The 15,355-nt window shown below is 61.4% G+C and carries 11 protein-coding genes; all 11 read right to left on the bottom strand.

Features of this window, described 5'->3' with window-relative positions; translation table 11 throughout:
* Nucleotides 1–141 precede the first annotated feature (141 nt).
* A complete protein-coding gene (locus tag AC193Q_RS25010) occupies nucleotides 142–1,593 on the bottom strand; it encodes a mannose-1-phosphate guanylyltransferase/mannose-6-phosphate isomerase (protein ID WP_041064843.1) in 1,452 nt (483 codons plus the stop codon).
* A gap of 211 nt (nucleotides 1,594–1,804) precedes the next feature.
* The gene (locus AC193Q_RS25015; protein WP_041064839.1) at nucleotides 1,805–2,461 is read right to left on the bottom strand and encodes an alginate O-acetyltransferase AlgF; all 657 of its coding nucleotides are present in this window, start codon (nucleotides 2,459–2,461) and stop codon (nucleotides 1,805–1,807) included.
* Nucleotides 2,462–2,476: 15 nt separating this feature from the next.
* The gene (locus tag AC193Q_RS25020) at nucleotides 2,477–3,649 is read right to left on the bottom strand and encodes an alginate O-acetyltransferase (RefSeq protein ID WP_047292663.1); all 1,173 of its coding nucleotides are present in this window, start codon (nucleotides 3,647–3,649) and stop codon (nucleotides 2,477–2,479) included.
* Nucleotides 3,650–3,659: 10 nt separating this feature from the next.
* Complete coding sequence (locus AC193Q_RS25025; RefSeq protein ID WP_047292665.1) at nucleotides 3,660–5,225, bottom strand: MBOAT family O-acyltransferase; 1,566 nt, start codon at nucleotides 5,223–5,225, stop codon at nucleotides 3,660–3,662.
* A gap of 210 nt (nucleotides 5,226–5,435) precedes the next feature.
* Nucleotides 5,436–6,560 carry a mannuronate-specific alginate lyase gene (locus tag AC193Q_RS25030; RefSeq protein ID WP_121183804.1) on the bottom strand — a complete coding sequence of 375 codons (1,125 nt, stop codon included), beginning with the start codon at nucleotides 6,558–6,560 and terminating at the stop codon, nucleotides 5,436–5,438.
* Nucleotides 6,561–6,568: 8 nt separating this feature from the next.
* Nucleotides 6,569–8,029: an alginate O-acetyltransferase gene (locus tag AC193Q_RS25035; RefSeq protein WP_262947989.1), complete on the bottom strand. Its 1,461-nt coding sequence runs from the start codon at nucleotides 8,027–8,029 to the stop codon at nucleotides 6,569–6,571.
* A 10-nt stretch (nucleotides 8,030–8,039) separates the two neighbouring features.
* Nucleotides 8,040–9,611: a mannuronan 5-epimerase AlgG gene (gene algG, locus AC193Q_RS25040; protein WP_483878937.1), complete on the bottom strand. Its 1,572-nt coding sequence runs from the start codon at nucleotides 9,609–9,611 to the stop codon at nucleotides 8,040–8,042.
* Nucleotides 9,612–9,637: 26 nt separating this feature from the next.
* The gene (locus AC193Q_RS25045; protein WP_483878938.1) at nucleotides 9,638–11,119 is read right to left on the bottom strand and encodes an alginate export family protein; all 1,482 of its coding nucleotides are present in this window, start codon (nucleotides 11,117–11,119) and stop codon (nucleotides 9,638–9,640) included.
* Nucleotides 11,116–12,627 carry an alginate biosynthesis TPR repeat lipoprotein AlgK gene (gene algK / locus AC193Q_RS25050; protein WP_446927487.1) on the bottom strand — a complete coding sequence of 504 codons (1,512 nt, stop codon included), beginning with the start codon at nucleotides 12,625–12,627 and terminating at the stop codon, nucleotides 11,116–11,118. Before algK ends, AC193Q_RS25045 begins: the two co-directional genes overlap by 4 nt.
* 9 nt (nucleotides 12,628–12,636) lie before the next feature.
* Nucleotides 12,637–13,806 carry an alginate biosynthesis protein Alg44 gene (locus AC193Q_RS25055; protein ID WP_047292670.1) on the bottom strand — a complete coding sequence of 390 codons (1,170 nt, stop codon included), beginning with the start codon at nucleotides 13,804–13,806 and terminating at the stop codon, nucleotides 12,637–12,639.
* Between the two features lie 35 nt (nucleotides 13,807–13,841).
* Nucleotides 13,842–15,323 carry a glycosyltransferase family 2 protein gene (alg8, locus tag AC193Q_RS25060; RefSeq protein ID WP_217436834.1) on the bottom strand — a complete coding sequence of 494 codons (1,482 nt, stop codon included), beginning with the start codon at nucleotides 15,321–15,323 and terminating at the stop codon, nucleotides 13,842–13,844.
* Between the last annotated feature and the right edge of the window lie 32 nt (nucleotides 15,324–15,355).

Consider the following 15,355-nt stretch of genomic DNA (forward strand, 5'->3'; position numbering starts at 1 on the left):
GCAGCTCCTACAGTTTGAACGCGTTTTCCCTGTAGGAGCTGCCGCAGGCTGCGATCTTTTGCTTCTAAAAAAAGCCCCCGCCCAACCCACTGCGGATAGGGGACGCAGCGGGCTGGACGGGGGCTTCTTATTGCCGGGAGATCACTGCGCGATGGTTTTCACCGACACGCCGCGTTCGATCGGGGTGGAGCGACCGTAGATGTCTTCGAAGCGCTCGATATCGTCTTCACCCAGGTACGAACCCGACTGCACTTCGATGATTTCCAGCGGGATCTTGCCCGGGTTGCGCAGGCGGTGCACCGAGGCGATCGGGATGTAGGTCGACTGGTTCTCGCAGAGCAGGAACACGTTGTCATCGCAGGTCACTTCGGCGGTGCCGCTGACCACGATCCAGTGTTCGGCGCGGTGGTGGTGCATCTGCAACGACAGGCAGGCGCCCGGCTTCACCGAGATGTGCTTGACCTGGAAACGGCCGCCCATGTCTACCGAGTCGTAGGAACCCCATGGACGGTAGACCTCGCAGTGGTTCTGGGTTTCGCTGCGGCCCTGCTCGTTGAGGGTGTTGACCATCTGCTTGACGCCCTGGACCTTGTCCTTGTGGGCGATCATCATCGCGTCCTTGGTTTCGACCACGACGATGTTTTCCAGGCCGATCACCGACACCAGTTTGCCGTTGCCGTGGATCATGCAGTTCTTGCTGTCCTGGATCACCACGTCGCCTTTGCTGACGTTGCCGTTGGCATCCTTCTCGTTGACTTCCCACAGCGACGACCAGCAACCGACATCGCTCCAGCCGGCGGTCAGCGGCACCACGCAGGCGCGCTGGGTTTTTTCCATCACCGAGTAGTCGATGGAGTTGTCCGGGCAGCAAGCGAAGGTGGCTTCGTCGAAGGTGATGGTGTCGGCGTCCTGCTGGCTGCGCTCAAGGGTCAGCAGGCAGGTGTCGTAGATGTCCGGATCGTGCTTTTTCAGCTCTTCGAGGAAGCGACTGGCGCGGAACAGGAACATGCCGCTGTTCCAGTAGTAGCCGCCTGATTCAACGTACTCAGTGGCGCGTTTGACGTCAGGTTTTTCAACGAAGTGCGAAACGCGGCTGACGCCTTCTGGCAGCAGCGAGTCGCCGGTGGATTTGATGTAGCCGTAGCCGGTTTCCGGTTTGGTCGCCGGCACGCCGAACAGCACCATCTCGCCGTTTTCGGCGGCGACGGTGGCCAGGGCGAGGGCGCGTTGCAGGGCTTTCTGGTCTTCCAGTACGTGATCGGCCGGCAGCACCAGCATCAGTTCGTCACGCCCTTCATTGACCAGCATCATCGCGGTCAGCGCTACCGCTGGTGCGGTGTTGCGGCCGAACGGCTCCATGAGGATGCGCTGGCATTCGAGGTTACGGTTGGCCAACTGTTCGTTGACGATGAAACGGTGATCTTTGTTGCAGACCACGATCGGCGTGTCCATGCCTTCGAACACCAGGCGCTCCAGCGTTTGCTGGAACAGCGTGTGTTCACCGGTCAGGGCCAGGAATTGTTTAGGGAATTGCTTACGCGAAAGCGGCCAAAGACGTGAACCGCTACCACCTGACAAGATCACCGGAATCATGTTGTTTACTCCATAAAAATCGATTGGTTAGAGGCACGAACGTTGTGTCGTTTCACTCTTGTTGTTGTCGCGTATCCGAACTCTTGCCTCGGTCCCTGTGGGAGCCTGGCTTGCCAGCGATGGCATCACCTCGGTGTATCTGCAGAACCGAGGTGTCTGCATCGCTGGCAAGCCAGCTCCCACAGGAGGCCGGGTCAGTTCATGAAATGTGTTAGCGCGTCGACACCGGGCGTTTCACCCAGACTGGCGACAGGCTGCTGCCGGAGCCGGTGACGTACAGCACCGCGGCCTCACCGCGCTCCAGCGCGACCGGTTTCACGTCGCCGACTTTCTTGTCACCTTCGTACAGCGCCAGGCTGACTTTCACCGGGTTGATCTCACGCTCGCCACGGCCCTTGGCGGCCACGTTCGGCACCACCTCGGTCTTGCCGTCGGCGGTCTTCAGGGTCAGCGGCTTGTCGCTGAGGTTCTGCACGCGCACCAGGGATTTCTGCTTGTTCTTGAACGGCGGTTCTTCGATCAGTTGCGGCGCGCCGGACGCGTTGTTGACCAGGGTGTAGTAGTGGTCACCGGCCAGTTTGACCGGCAGGGTCTGGCTGCCGACTTTGGCGCTGTAGTCACCGCCCGGCATGAAGCTGAAGTCGCTGCTGGCCAGTGGCGCTACGTCACTCAGATTGGTGCTGCCGACGGTGGCGCTGACTTCGGCGTTGCTGGCGTTGTAGACCCGCACGAAGGTCGAGCCTTTCGGTGCGGTCGGGCCGTACAGCGCGGCGTCGCCACCGGCGAAAGCCTGGACGGAAAGCACGCTGAGGCCTGCAACCAGTGCGAAGCGTTTGGCGAGACGACGAGGAGTAGTAGTGAAAGTCATGGTGTTACCTCTCTTTCAGTTTTGCGCCCGATCGGGCGTCTCGGATTTAGTGTTGATGGCTACGTTTTGTTGGCGAGCACCGGCTTGTTTGAGCTCTGCGACCCACTGCGGGTCGGCGTCGCCGATTTCGTTGTTCACAGGCAGATATCGTTCAGGAAACTCCCAGATCAGCACCTGCGGCGGGCTGTTCTTGAAGTCATCGCTTTTCAGGTAGCTGAGCATCGGCAGGATCGGGCCGTGGCCGTCCTCGGCGTAATTCACGACGTCGCTGTGCAGCGCTTGTTTCAGCGCACCGACGAAGTTCCAGTTGGGGTTGGCGCTGTAGCTGGTGCCGATCAGTGCGACCGGTACTTCGCTGCTGGCGAACAGCGCGTCGTCACCGGCCGGTTGCTCGGCGGCCACGGTGTTGCGCTTTTGCAGCGGCTCTTGCGCCGGCATCAGGTTTTCGAACAGCGGATCCAGCGGCAGGAACAGACGCAGGTCGCCCTTGTGCGTGACCTTCTCCGCTGGCGTGGTGACGAAGCGCTGCGGCTCGCCGCTGAGCGGGAACTTGTCGGCGATGGTCTTGGCCAGGGTGTTGGCGGCGATTTCGGCGCCTTCCGGAGTCCAGTGGGTGTCGGTGCGCAGGAACACTTGCTGACCGTTTTGCTTGGCCTGTTGCAGCGGGCCGAGCAGGTCCGGGGCGAGGATCTTGTCTGCCGCGACACGGGCGTGGAAATCCTGATAAAGGTTGGCGTGAATGCTCGCCGGTTTCACTTCACCCAAGTGTTCCGGGTACAGGCGCACCTTGGCCGGCACGATCGCCATCACCAGTTTCACGCCTTTCTCTTTCAGGGTCTGGCGCACGCCTTCAACCAGCGCGTAGTTGCCTTGCAGGTTCAGCTCTTCGTTGACGATCGGGTTGAATTCTTCGTCGCTGTACAGCCACTGATCGCGACCGAGCACCACGCCCGGACGCCCTTCGTTGAACAGTTTGAAATCCAGCGCCGCCCAGAGGTTGGTGCCCAGTCGCTTGATCGGAAACTGATCGTCGTAGTGGGTTTCCACGGCTTTGGTCCAGCGGCCGTTGAGCACCGTCGCGTCGGCATTGGTGTTGAAGCCGAAGAAGCTGCGCACCGACCACAGACCGAGTACCAGCAGGGTCAGCAGAAACAGAGCGATGTAGAAGATGCGTAATGAGCGGGTCATGTCAGATCCCTCAGAACTGGAAGTAAAGGAACGGCGAGAAGCTTTGCGCCGAGAGTTTGAGAATCGAGGCGATGAACAGCAGCAGGATCAGCCCGCGCATCACGTAGCGCGACCAGTCCGCCGTCCAGTACGCCGGTTGCACCTGGGCTTCGACGCCGACGGTGTAGCCAGGCTCGTGGATGCTCGCCGGGTTTTCGCCGGGTGCGGCTTTGATGATGCCCGGGGTCGCAGCGGCAGGGCCGTCGGTTTCGACGTTGACTACTGGCTTGGTTTTGACCGGAGGCTGGTTGGTGTACAGATCACGCAGGCCGAAGAACGCCAGCGTTGCGTACGCCACCACCAGGGTTGCCACTTGCAGACCGGTGAGGCTGGCGCGGTTGAGTTCCGACAGCGACCAGTCGCCGAAGCTGAACATCGCGCCGTACATGCGCCCGGCGACGTGCAGGTTCTCGGCACGGAAGATCACCCAGCCCATCACCACCAGCAGGAAAGTCAGCGCCCAGCGGATCGGGTTGAGGCTGCGCGGCGAGGTGTTGATGCCGAGCATTTTTTCGATCGCCAGCCACATGCCGTGCCAGGCGCCCCAGACGATGTAAGTGATGTTCGCGCCGTGCCACAGACCACCCAACAGCATGGTCAGGAACAGGTTGCGATAGGTCATCAGCGTGCCTTTGCGGTTACCGCCGAGGGTGATGTACAGGTAGTCACGCAGCCAGGTCGACAGGCTGATGTGCCAGCGACGCCAGAACTCGGTGATCGACTGGCTGATGTACGGCTGCTTGAAGTTTTCCATGAAGCGGAAACCCATCATCAGGCCCAGACCGATGGCCATGTCGCTGTAACCGGAGAAGTCGAAATACAGCTGCGCGGTGTACGCCAGCGCGCCCAGCCAGGCATCACCCGTAGTCGGGTTTTGCAGGGCGAAGCAGTGGTCGGCCACTACCGCGAGGGTGTCGGCGATGAACACCTTCTTGATGAAACCCTGCATGAACCGCGTGCAGCCCTCGGAGAACTTGTCGAGGGTGTGGGTGCGGTTGTTGAATTGATCGGCGAGGTCGCGGAAGCGCAGAACCGGGCCGGCAATCAGGTGCGGGAAGATCGCCACGAACGCCGCGAAGTCGATCAGGTTGCGCGTGGCCGGGGTGTCGCCGCGGTACACGTCGATGATGTAGCTGATCGATTCGAAGATGTAGAACGAGATACCGATCGGCAGCAGCACGTGGGTCAGGATGAACGGTTCCAGACCGAACGAGGTCATGATCGCGTTGATGCTGTCCACGCCGAAATTGGCGTATTTGAAGTAGCCGAGGATGCACAGGTCGACCGCGACGCCGAGCAGCAGCCAGCGCTGCGCCGGTTTGGTACGCACGCCGGCGGCACCGACTTTCAGGCCGATCCAGTAGTTCCACAGGGTGACGCCGGCGAACAGCGCCAGGAAGTCCACCCGCCACCACGCGTAGAACACGTAGCTGGCGATCAGCAGCAACAGGTTGCGATAGCGTTGCCCGCTCAAGTAGTACAAGCCGAGAAAGATCGGCAAGAACAGAAACAGGAACACGTTGGATGAAAATACCATCCCGATCTCTCCATGTTTGAACCAACAGTCAAGGGCCAAAGCCCCCCCAAACCCCCCATGAAAATTCCGGGGGATGTATTGCATCCAGATTCACCACAACCCGTGTGGGAGCTGGCTTGCCAGCGATAGCGTCAGGTCGTTCGACATCCGTGTTGAATGTCGGATTGCAATCGCTGGCAAGCCAGCTCCCACAGGGTTTTGTGTCCTGTCCTACGAACCCTTGTTGCCCTTCTCATGCGACGGGTCGTAGACCTTGGTCAGGTCGCCGCCGAGGCGGAAGGTCTTGAACGGTTGCATGCCGTGCTTCTTCTCGATCACATCTGCCGGGCAGGTGTAGAGGGTGCAGAACGGTTCAAGCCAGGCGAATTTCATGTCCTCTTTCAGGTCGGTCATGTCCTGTTTCTTGCCGTTCTTTTCCTCGAACTGATCCGGGTCTTTCACCCCGGCCAACACCCGATCACCCAGACGCTTGAGCGCGCTGTTGTTTTCCTGACGCAGATCCACCCCGTTGACCTGGGCGAAGCTGGCAATCATCGCCAGTGGCGGCAGGGCGTAGTTGTGATAGGCGAGGGCGCGTTGCTGGCGCTTGAGTTCGTTGGGCAGGAAGCCGTCGGCGTCGACTTGATTGACCCCGACCTTGTATTCCTTCACCGCCCAGTCGAACAGGTCGCGACGGTTGGTGGCGACGGCGGTGGCCATCACCGACCAGGCGGCCCAGTACGAGTGGTTGTTGGTTTTTTCCAGCGGCAGGTTGTCCCAGTCGCTGACCACCTGATCGGCCATCTTGCTGAACCACGCCTCGATCTGCTGCGCTTCTTGCTGATGCGTGGCCAGCGGATGCGAGTCGGAGAACTTCAGGCGGATGTACGAAGAGGCCATGCTGCCCAGCGCCCATTTGCGCATCGACTTGCCGGTGTGGTTGAAGTCTTTCGACATCAACGCATCGGCCTTGGCCCACGCGGTCAGCCAGTTCAGCGTGCAGTCGAGCTGCTCCGGACGGCCGTCGCGCATGAACTGCATCACTCGTTTGGCGGTGCCGCGCTCCAGGGTGGTGATGTCCTTGGTGGTATCGCGGAAGGCTTTTTCCGACTGCACGTTCAGGGTCGCGCGGGCCTTGTCCGAGCCTTCGTATTTGCTGCGAAATTGCAGCGGTCCGGTGTACGGCGCCGGCATCGCGTCGCAGCCTTCGCTGTTGTCGCCGCTCTTGAATTTATCCACCGGGGCGAAGTAGCCCTGCGGCGGGCGCAATGGCGCGGCGGCCTGAGTGGCCCCGGCGAACATCGCCAGGGTCAGCAGGGATGGCGCAAGCAGGTGTTTGATCGTTCGATTTCGCATAGCAGACCTCATTGCCCGACTTGCGCGGTTTGTGGCCCAGCGCCCGGGAATACGTTGCGTTTGCAGATTTTCGCTTCGACTTTTTGCGGCGCGGTACCCGCTTCCGGGCCCTGGACTTCGACGGCCAGCAGATTTTGCGAGGCCCAGTCTTCGTCCGTGCGCAGCTCAAAGGCGAAACGACCGTCGGTGTCGGAGGTTTCCGGTTTCTCGATCTTGATGTCCTCGTGGCGACCGTTCATGTACCAGAGGGTGGCTTGCAGGGTTTTCACCGAGGTGTCGGCGAAGCGGATGTCGACCTGATGGCTGCTGTTCTGCAGGTTCAGGTTTTTGCTGTTGACCAGCAGTTCCTGTTTGCCGCCAGGCTTGAGCGTGGTGCTGGCGGACATTTGGGTTTCCTTGCCTTCACATCCGTTATCCAGCAGCGCCATCATCTGGCGATAGATGGTTTCCTGGTCGAGGCGGTACAGCGGCGAGAATTCCCAGATCAGAATCTTCGGCGGGGTCTTTTGGAATTCATCGCTACCGAGGTACTGCAGCATCGAACCTTCGAGACCACCGCCGGGGAAGGCGACATTGAGGATGTCGGCGCCAATGGCCTCTTCGAGGAAGCCGGCAAAGTTGTAGTTCTTGCCGCTGTGCGAGGTACCGACGAGGGTGATTTGCGGGTTGCCGGAATCACCGAACAGGTCGCCGTCACCGGCCTCGCCTTTCGGCTCGGTGGTGAACTGGTCCATGTACTGGATCGCGTAACTGGTGCCGCACAGTTGCCCGGCCATGTTGTGCAGGGTGCCGGTCTTGCCCATGCGCCCGGTGCGCTTGGTCTCGAATTCACGCTTGGGAATGTCGGCGAAGGCCGGGATCTGCTTGACCTTCTCGGCGACGATTTTCGCTGTGCGCTGAGCACCGTATGGGGTCCAGTGCTGGTCGCCGCGGAAGTAGAAATCGTGGGCGGGCAGGGTGTCCGGCAGCGATTCGTTGGTCAGCGGCGACAGGTCCGGTACCACGTAACCCATCTTGGCGAAACGGCCGAGCATGGTCTTGTAGTTGCCCAGCGCTTTCTCGTAATCGAACGCGGCTTTTTCCTGCGGGTTGAGCTTGTTGCGGTTCACCAGGCCACGGGTCGGCTGGTAGACGATCACCAGTTCGACGCCTTTGGCCTTGAACGCATCGTGCAGTTGTTGCAGGCGTTTGTAGCCGGCCGGGGTGGTGTTGAACTCGGTGCGCAAATCTTCCTGGGTACGGAACAGCCAGTCGCCCTGCGCCTGCACCAGGGTGGTGAAGTTCTGCTGATAACGCGTGGTGTAGTTCTTCGCATCGTGCGCGGCCGGGCACAGGTTGCAGCACGGTTCGGCGCTGAATTTTGGCGCGGTGGCGCCCGCCGCTTCATCGGCGCGAGCAGCATTGCTGGCCGCCAGAATGCCCACGGTCAGGGCCGACAGGCTGAGTAATTTGATCAAGTGTGGGTGCATAAAATTATCCTCAGTCCCGCAGTTCGGTCTGGCGTTCGACAGGGTCGATCAGTACGGCTTTCTGCTGGCGCACCAGCAGGTCGAGAATTTCATCCTGGCGCTCGCCGAGGATGCCGTTGAAGCTGATGCCGCTGGACTTGGTCGGCGCCAGCATCGATACGCGATACAGCTCGACGCTCAACGGCGAGTCGATGGCCATCGGGCCGCTGCCGTTGGCCGCCAGTTCACCGCCGACCACGATCAGCGAGACCTGGGCGTCGAACGGGTCGAGCTTGATGTCGCGGTCGGTGTCGGTCAGGTCCTTGATGTGGCCGTAGACGCCGGTCAGCCCGTTGGCCATGGCGACGTTTTCGTAGAGGCGGATGTTCACGCTGTTACGAATGCGGATGCCGTGGCGCTTGTTGCTGATGACCTTGTTGCCCCACAGCAGGTTGTCGGCGGACTCGTAGAGGGTGATGCCGTCCGTGTGGTTCTTGTAGATCTCGTTGTAGGCAATGATGTTGTTGACGCTGTTACGGTCGATCACCAGGCCCGAGAGGTGGTTGTCGTAGCTCTTGTTGTTGAAGATGAAGCTGTCGTTCACCTCACGGGAAATGATGATGCCGTGCTTCTTCTTCGTGCCGTGGACGGTGTTCTCGGCAATGATCAGACCGTGGGAACGGTCGTGCGGGTCGATGCCGTAGACGATGTTGTCCTTGTAGGTGTTGCCCTTGACCACGAAGTCGCGGGTCTCGTAGCAGTAGAAGCCGTACCACATGTCGGAGAACTCGGAGCCGACGATCCAGCCGGTCGGCTCGGGACGCTTGAGGACCTTGGCCATGTTCGGCGTGTACTGGGAAATACTCACCCCGTACGACTTACTGTTGGCGTAACCGAAACTGGCCATCTTGCTGTTGACGATGTAGGTCTCGGTGCCGCCCCAGGCCAGCAGGAACGGACGGAATTCCTTCGGCGAACGGAAGGTGGCCGGGCCGTTGTCCTTCTCGCGCCAGCCAGTGACTTTGGTGTCACGCACAAACAACTGACCGTCGTTGACCAGGAACGAACCGGCCTCTTGCGACAGGCGCAACTCCTGGGTCTGACCATCGATTTCGAGGATGCCTTTGCGGCCGACCACAATCGGCAGCTTCGCCAGGTACACGCCCGGCGAGGTCTCGCTGAAGTACTGCTTGGGCAGCTTCTGCGCCAGATCCTTGAGGTTCAGGTAACCGTCGTCGACGAAGATCGCCTGCGGGATACCGTGCTGACGCACCACCCATTCGGCCATCTTGTTGTCGCCGCCGATGAAGTCCTTCAGGGCGTCTTCCTGCATCATCCGGCGCACGCTGATCTTGCCTGCTTTGCTACGGACGATTTTCGCCGCAGCAGCCTCGGCGGTGAAGCCGGACAGGTCGGGCAGTTTCGGCTTGGCCAGCTCCAGCGCCTCGGTCGGCGCGCTGCTGACGGTGTAGGTCTTGGCTTGTTGCAGCTCTTTGGCGGTGGTCACCGGCTTGGCCGGTTCCACCGTGGCGAACGCGCCAGCGGAGGCCAGCAGCATGGCGCCGGCCAACAGGCTGAGCGAGCCTTTCCTTGCATGGTGCATGTCGGGCACTCCCTTGGCGGTTTGCATCAGAAGCGCCAGATCACGTCGATGAACGCGCGGTGCATGTACGAATCGACCTGGCTGCCATAGGCATCACCCGGCTTGAACACACCGCCACGGAAACGCACCAGCGCCGACGGCTCGTCGATCGACTGGCTCAACGCCGCCGGCAGCAAGCCTTGCTTGAAGTACTTGGTCACCACCAGGTCCATTTCCTGACCCAGGTCCTTGTTGCCATCCTGCAGTGGCAGCGAGGTGCTGGAGAGGATTGCGCCGGTGACGTCGTCGGTGTTGTTTTCCACGGCGTTGATGCCGTTGCTGCCCACCGGCTTGTTGCCGTCCACGCGCCAGAACTTGTGGTAGATCAGGCTGGCGTCGTACTGGTCGTTGAGCATCCATGAACCGAACAGGGTCGCGGTCTGCATGTTGTTCATTTCGCCACGGAATGCTTCGCCGAAACGGTGCACGCGCGAGCGGGTACCGGTGTAGTTGGAGCGGTTGCTTTCCAGACCGTTCTGCTGGTAATCGGCGCTGGCGCGGGCGTAGGCCGCACCGACCTGCCACTGCGGATCGAGGCGCAGGCGCACGCCAAGGTCAGTGGCCCAGCCGTTGATGTCATCACTGCGCTTGGCTTGGGCCGGACGGCTGCCATCAGCGTTCAGCGGGTTGACCGAATCAAGGTCGCCGCTCATGCCGGTGATGCTGCCCCAGTAGTTGATGGTGTTGGTGTTGCGCCAGTTGTAGGCGTCGCTGTCGGCGGTCAGACCGAGCCAGCTGATGTCGCCGTTCTGGGTTTTGTCGAGGGTGTCGCGGGGCACGCCCGGTTCGGCGTAATCGAGCTTGCCGTTGTCGTGGGTGTGATGACCGCGAATGCCGACCCAGTTACCCGGCGTCCACTGGTAGGCGGCATCGGCGTAGGCGTGCAGGCGATCCTTGTCTTTCGGCGCCAGCTCTTTGAGGTCGGTGCGGTATTCGCTGAAGCGTTCGGCGACACCGACGTTGGCGCGCAGCAGGGTGGTGTCGAAGGTCCAGTTCAGCGCTTCGATGTTGGTGTCACGCCATTGGCCGTCGTCATTGCGCAGACGCTGGCGACCGAACTTGAGCATCTCGCCGGGGTACGGCGTCAGGCCGCTGTAGCCGACCCAGAATTCGCGCATCGCCAGGTAGTTTTTCTTGGTTTTGCGGTCGCTGTTGTCGGTGGTTTGTTCACCGTCGGACTGCTGCAGGGTGTCGGTTTCGATAATGTCGGTCGAGGTCACGGCCTGGCCCATGGCGTAGGCACTCCACGCACCGCTTTCGCCGTAGACCCACGGACGCAGGTCCAGGCCCACACCGTTGACGTCGCCGCCGCTGGCGGTGCCGAGGTCGCGGTCGTCTTCGGACTGGCCGGTGATTTTCACTTCCAGACCGAAGTTCTTGGTTTCAGTGATCGCGGCCAGTGTCGGGCAAGACCAGATCAGCGCGAACGTGAGGCCAATGCCAGCCTTCACAAAGGGATTCAACTTCATAGGGATTCCTCGCCGTCTTCTTCTTGCAGGGCGTGCAGTTGCAGCGTGTTCTGGTTCAGGGCGCCACGGCTGGCCTGTTCCTGTTGCAGCAGGCGCTGGGCTTCGGCCAGACGCTCGGGCGGCAATTGCGCTGCGAGGGTGGTCGCCAGTTCATCGGCTTGCGGGGTGTTCTGCGCCTTGGCCAATTGGCTGAATACATAGGCGTTGAGCGGATCGGGCTTGGTGCCCTTGCCTTGGGAAAACAGTTGGGCGATGGCGAAATCGGCGCTGTTCTGGCCGTTGCGCGCAGCGGTCAGCAGGTGGTCGAGAGCCTTCTGCGGATAGACCTTGCCCAGGTAACCACGGCGATAGATCTGGCCGAGGTAGTAGTCAGCGGCGACTTCGCGGCCGACGGCTTTCTGGAAATGTTCTTCGGCGACTTTTGCGTCGGCCGGCACCAGTTTGCCTTCGTAGTAGAGCTTGCCCAGCAACAGTTCGGCGCGCGGCTGGTCGGCGGCGCGGCCGTTGTCCAGGTACTTCATCATCTGATCGACGTCGCCCAGTTCCGGGAAGTCGTAAAGCAGCTGCGCGAGGGTCACCCACGATGCCGGGTAGCCCGGGGCGATCGGTTCGAGCAGCGACTGCGCGGTCTTCTCGTCGGTTTTGCCGAGGGTCGAATCGGCCAGCACGCGGGCCACCGAATCGACGCGCTGCGCGCTGACCGTGCCGCGGCTGTAACCGGCCTGCATCTGCTTGAGCAGCTCGGCCTGTTGCTCAGGCTGGGCACGTTTCTGATACACCGTGGCCAGTTCGACGTAGCAGATGTCGGTGGTGTTGAGCGCGGCCTTGCAGATCTTTTCCACGTCATCCAGATGCTGGTCGTAAGTGCCTTGGGTGCGATACAGCAGCACCTGCGCCAGACCCGCTTCCGGGTAACCGGATTTGCGCCACTGATCGATCTGCTGCTGCGCGTTGATATTCGGGAAGCTGTGCGGGAATTGCAGGTACAGCATCGCCAGCGGGATCAACGTGTTGCCTTCGCCGTTGGCGGCGGCTTTTTTCAGCAGGCTTTCAGCTTCGTGGTGCTCGGCTTCGGTGGAACCGGGCTTGGCCACCAGCAGGCGACCGAGACGGGCCTGGGCCCGTGGCGACACGTCGGCGGCGGCGCGGTAGGTCGCTTCGGCCTGTTTGATCTGCTCGGGGTCGCGGCTGTCGACCTGGATATCGGCGAGACCGACTTGCGCCTCGCTGTAACCCAGATCGGCCAGTGCGCGGTAGTTCTGCGCGGCAGTGGCAGTGTCGCCACGCTTGAGCGCTTCGTTGGCCAGGCGCTGGTCGGGCAGGCCGGCGCAACCGGCGAGGCTGACGGCCAGTGCCAGCGAGCACACCATATGACCTTTGTGGGAGCTGGCTTGCCAGCGATTCAGGCGGCTCGGTGTGTCAGACAGACCGCGTTGATCCAATCGCTGGCAAGCCAGCTCCCACAGGGATCGCGGTGTTCTCAGGAGACGGATGATAGTCACAGGCATGTCCTCGACTTAAAGACCGGCAGCCATGGCTTTGTCGATCAGCCAGTTCAGGTTCGGACCACGGTCGCTGTTCACTTCCACCGGACGGCCGGCGAAGCTGCTGTCCAGCGGTTCGTCCGGCTGGATCTGCACGCGGATGTCGGAGGACAGGTCGGCGCTTTTCAGGCTGGTGCTGCTGACGATCTTGCCGGTGCGGGTCTGGTCTTCGCCGGCGATCTGGAAGCTCACTGGCGTACCCGGACGCACGTCGCCGAACTGGCGATAGGAGAAGCGCGCATCGACGGTGGCCTGGGTGTTGCGCGGTACCAGGGTGAAAATCACGTCGCCTTTGCTTGCGTACTGACCGTCAGCCACCAGTTGCTGGGCCACGGTGCAATCGCACGGCGAGGTCAGGGTGCCGGTCATCTGCTTGCCGAACAGTTCTTCCACCTTGGCCGGTTGCAACTGGTCTTCGTCGAGATGGCCCTTGAGCACGTCGAGCATGCTGGTGCTGAAGGTCGCCAGCGGGGCGCCTTTGGCGGCGACGCCGTCGGACTTGACCAGGCTCTGCACGGTGCCGTCACGCGGCATGGTGATGTTCATTCCCGGTACGCTGACCAGACCGGCCTGCGCATGGCTGACGAAGTACATGCCGTACACCGACTTGAAGACGAAACCGAACGCCACCAGGCCGATGGCGAATACCCCGGCGCTGAAGGTCACCGCTTTCAGACGCCCGAACGGGGTCATGCCGCTGCCGCCGTCCTTGACCTTGCGCGCCTTGGTGAAGTTGTCGCGCTGCAGCGTCGCCAGCACTTCACCCATGCTGACGATGTCGCCGGCCAGGTGCGACGTGATCAGGTGACGCAGGGTCGAGATGTCTTGCGGTTCGAGGTTCTGGAACTGGCAACCGACGCGGCCGCTCTGGCGGTCGTAGGAGCGCACTTGCAGTTCGACGTCCATGGCCAGGCCGAGGTTGTCGATCACAAATTGCAGGCGTGCCTTGTACACGTCGCCGGTCTTGAGCGGCAGTTGTCCGGCGTTGAACGCCAGACCACCGGCGGACAGGTCCAGGACCCGCGCCTCGACCGGCGTCCGGTCCGGGCCGAAGAAGCGCAGTTTGGCCGGGATTTTCACTCGGGCGTGCTGACGCTGGGCTTCGGATTCATGCACTACGTTGGCGTTGACGGCGGTATTCATGGGGGCGATTTCCTTGTTAATTCAATAGGGGCAGGTCAGACCATCATCAGCAGCACGGCGACGAAAATGCTGCCGGCGGAGAAGGTCATGGTCCGAGACGACCAGGTGTTGAACCAACGTTGAAAGCTGGCGAGATCACGGGTCAGGGAAGTGGGTTGGCGCGTCCAGGATTGCTGGTCGAGGCGGAAGAACACGTAGATCTTCACCAGCGCACCGACGATCTGGTTGTAATACAGAATCACGGGATAGGCCGGGCCGATCCGGTGACCGGAGCACGACAGCAGCAAGGTCAGAATCAGGCGCGTGATGCCGATCCACAGCAGGTAGGCGAGGATGAACGCACCGCCGTACTTGAAGCTGGCGATGATCGCCACGGTCAGGCCCAGCAGCGAGGTCCACATCGACACACGCTGATCGAACAGCACCACCGAGGTGAAGGCGCCGAGGCGTTTCACACCCAGGCCCAGCGCTCGCGAGTTCTGGCGCAGGTTGTTGCCGTACCAGCGGAACATCAGTTTGCGGCTGGCCTTGATGAAGCTCTTTTCCGGCGGGTGTTCAACGGTGTTGATCGCGGCGTCCGGCACGTAGAAGGTGTCGTAACCCAGGCGCATCAGGCTGAACCAGCTCGATTTGTCGTCACCGGTGAGGAACTTGAAACGACCCAGGCGCCAGTGCTGCAGCGAGTCGCTTTCGACGTCGGCGATGAATTCCGGGTCGGTCACCACGGTGGCACGGAACACCGACATACGCCCGGTCATGGTCAGTACGCGCTTGGACAGGGCCATCGAGCACATGTTGATGTGACGCTGGGCGAAACGCAGCTTGTGCCATTCGCTCATGATGTAGCCGCCGCGCACTTCGCAGAATTCGTTGGTGGTCAGGCCGCCGACATTGCCGAACAGCTGGAACCACGGCACGGTCTTGCGCACGGTGCCTTCACCGAGCACGGTGTCACCGTCGATCACGGCCACTACGGCGCGGTCGTCCGGCAGGTGACGGGAGATCGCGCGGAAACCGTAGGCCAGGCCATCACGCTTGCCGGTGCCGGGAATGCGCACGAAGTCGAGCTTCACCCGGTCTGGCGGATTCATCCGCGCCCACAGCGCCTTGACCAGCAGCTCATCGGACATTTCGACGATCGAGCAGACCACGGTGGTCGGCAGTTCGCAGTCGATGGCTTCGCGGATCACCGAGCTGTAGACCTGCGCGGTGGTGAGCGCGTCGATACGGAAACTGGTGACCATCAGAAACACATGCGACGGGTCCGCCGCTTTACCCAGCTTGCGCACTTTGCGGCGCAGGTGCGGGTAAACGATGTAGAGAAAAATCATGCCGCGCACAAAGTGCGTTGCACCCATCGAGTAGCGCCAGATACCCACGGCGCCAATCAGGAAAATGAAGTCCTTCGACTCGGAGTCGAATGTGGACGTGGGCAGCATCAAGGCCAGACCCATCAACAAACTGAGGTAAAACAGCCAACCGGCGGCCTGAAGTAGGCCGTGCTTTAGCCTGTGCATAATCTGCATCCGTCTCTATCTCGGGCGAGCCT

Source organism: Pseudomonas sp. F2, assembly GCF_057174385.1.